Source organism: Streptomyces sp. NPDC002676, from assembly GCF_053592455.1.
In genome coordinates this window covers 53,911-56,767 of sequence record NZ_JBSFVT010000031.1, presented here as the reverse complement: position 1 = coordinate 56,767, position 2,857 = coordinate 53,911, and the positions used below count along the sequence as shown (strand labels likewise).

Genomic DNA, 2,857 nt, shown 5'->3' with positions numbered 1-2,857 from the left:
TCAGGTCGGATGGTTACGGCTTGGTAGTAGAGGGCGGCGCTGAGATAAGGCCATTCCCAGTACTGGTTGGGGGTGTACTGGGTGAGGTTCTGGTACTCGGTCAGACCGGCGAGTTCCTCGTCGACGGTGACCGCTTGCTGAGCGAGCGCCGTGGTCGCCTGTAGGTCGAGCGCCGACTGGAACGCATTGCCGAAGATGTCGTAGAGGGCGAGGGCAAGAGCCGGGCGCCACGCGGCCGGGTCCGCCTGGGCGAGGCGTTCGAAGAGTCTGACGCGGTTGGCCATGGCTTGTGCAGCTTGTTGGGGTTGATCAGGTCGGATGGTTACGGCTTGGTAGTAGAGGGCGGCGCTGAGATAAGGCCATTCCCAGTACTGGTTGGGGGTGTACTGGGTGAGGTTCTGGTAGTCGGTCAGACCGGCGAGTCCCTCATTGACGGTGACGGCTTGCTGAGCGAGCGCCGTGGTCGCCTGTAGGTCGAGCGCCGACTGGAACGCATTGCCGAAGATGTCGTAGAGGGCGAGGGCAAGAGCCGGGCGCCACGCGGCCGGGTCCGCCTGGGCGAGGCGTTCGGAAATCCTGACCCTGTCGACCATCGCTTGTGCGGCCAGCTCAGGCTTGGTCGGCCGGAGTGTTTGGGCGTATTCATACAGTGCTTGCGACCGATCCAGCCAGGGTTGCGGAAGAGAACCGATGTTGTCCCGATAGACAGGGTTTTCCTTATTGCGGAAGTCGAGGATCAGGGGTCTGTCCTCGCCGCCGGGCTGCCGGATCTCCAGCAGGCCGTCATGGCCGCCAGGAGACCTCAGGTACGGTCCGTCGACCAGCGGAAGCGCGTCGATATCGGCTGGCGTCTCGTCCAGATCGGCAACCCGTACCCAGCCCTGCTCGGGCAAATTCGTCGGTTGGAGCCAGAATCCCAGACGATGGCCGTCGGGCGTGTGGAAGACAGCCGACTCACCATACTTGAACTTGGCTGGGAGGCTGCTGTTGCCTTCCCGCGTGCGCTGTTCGAACGCCGCGAAGTCCATGGTGTCGGCCTCCGCCGCATAGAGCAGGCCCAGATTGTCCGGCACCTCGTCGAGCACCTCGGGGTTCGCTACGGGTGTCCGGTAGACCGCCACGTATAGGCCCAGCGGACCGTAGTGCTTCAGGTCCGCGTTGAGATCGAGGAACAACCACCCGTCCTCCCACGCGGCACCGGTCAACTGCAACCACATGTCGGGCACCTGAAGGTGAGCGCCGCAGGCGAATCCTCGATGTACTGCCGTGGTGGACGCCCTCCCCTTGATCAGGTTGTCCTCGCTCGGGCGGCTCCATGAGTCCGGCCATGGGTCGAAACGTATGAGATCGGCGAACATCACATCGCGACAGGGCTCGCCCGGCACATCAAGTGCGCGCGTGGGGATGAGGGTCGTCGCCTGGGCCCTGGCGATGTCCTTCCATCTCGGATGATTGGCCCCCAGAGGCCACTCGTCGTGCCCCATGCCGCTGTTCAGGAACATGCCTCCGGCGGTGAGAAGGAAGGACGGGGATCGGTAATAGATCTCCACGCCGCCGTCGGCTGTGTCGGGGGAGCCGCGAGCGCGTGGGCGCACTCCGTGAGAGAAGCGATGCTGAACGGCCGGGTATTGGGTCATGGACAGAACGTATGCAGCAGGGGGCGGACGGTAGGACGACAGGCCGGATATGAGCGCGCACTGGGCCAAGCCTTCGGGAAACTCATGACCGGGTCCTCCGGCTCGATCGACTGGTCCTGTGTACACGGAGAAGAGGCCGATCGCCGGGTCGCTGCCGACAGCTTCCCGTAGAAGCTCGTTCTCGCTCGACGGGTGGTTGATTTGCTGCTGAAGTCGCCGGAACGGACTGACACGGCGCTGTCTGTTGCTCGAGAGCGCAAATTTCACCATCACATAGTCGAGCAGGATCTGAGCGGCGGTCCGCACCTCCCTGTCCTGGGCGAAGTCGTAAAGGTTCAACAAGGCGTGTATCGACAGCCGGGAATAGGGTCGCGCATTGAATTCGCGAAAATCATGCTGGGCGATGACCTGCATATACTCGAGCAGCCACTCGGCGAGGCCATTCCCGCCTTCTCCGCTGTTCTTGTATGCGAGGTTCCCCTTCTGTTCCCCGCCGGCGATGCCGTCGAAAAGGAGCTGATTGATCAGGTACCTGGAGCTTTCGATCATCAAGAGGTGATTCTCTGTCTCCGGATAATATATGGCATCTGCCACCCAGAATCCTGCCTTCACTAGGACATCGAGCGTCAATGTCGACCCAAGCCCGAAAGGAAGGAAAGTCGACAGCAGTTCTGCAAGCGTCGAATCGTCACCGACGAGAGCCTCGAACTCGGCTATGTCTTTGGCGACCCTGTGAATCTCGACGTCCTTGGGGTGGGCTCCTCGTATGTCCGGCGGAATCAGCTTGTCGAAGATGCGGTCGATGTCGGCCTCGGTCAGGAGTTTCCGGTACCGATACAGGATGGTCACGAGCCCTTTGAGGGCCATGTCGTAGTCACCGTTGGTGCCCACGTCCCCGTAGCGCCGCTCGCCGAGGCGAGTGCGGAACAACAGAAGGTCAGGGTCGGTCATGGGGTTGCGAGCGGGGTCTTGCGATATGTCCTGGAGGTGGGCTATCCACTGGAAGGACACGTCTTCGGTGGCATGCGGATCGTCGGAATTCGGCTGCTCGGCCCACGGGTCCAAGGGGTGTGATCTCGCATAGTGCGCCGCGATGTCATGGGCCCGTGCCTCGTGACTTGCGTAAGCGCCCCATGGGTCACCGGTGATCGCCGGCACGCTGAGTCTGATGGTCGCCCATCCGGTGACCGGAATCGGAAACCAGTCCCGCCAGGGGTTCC

General features: G+C 62.4%; 1 protein-coding gene. It reads right to left on the bottom strand.

What is annotated here, in order from left to right:
* The coding region (locus tag ACWD3E_RS40255) for a hypothetical protein (protein ID WP_451392445.1) at positions 1-2,795 on the bottom strand (2,795 nt) is incomplete at its 3' end.
* Positions 2,796-2,857: the final 62 nt, after the last annotated feature.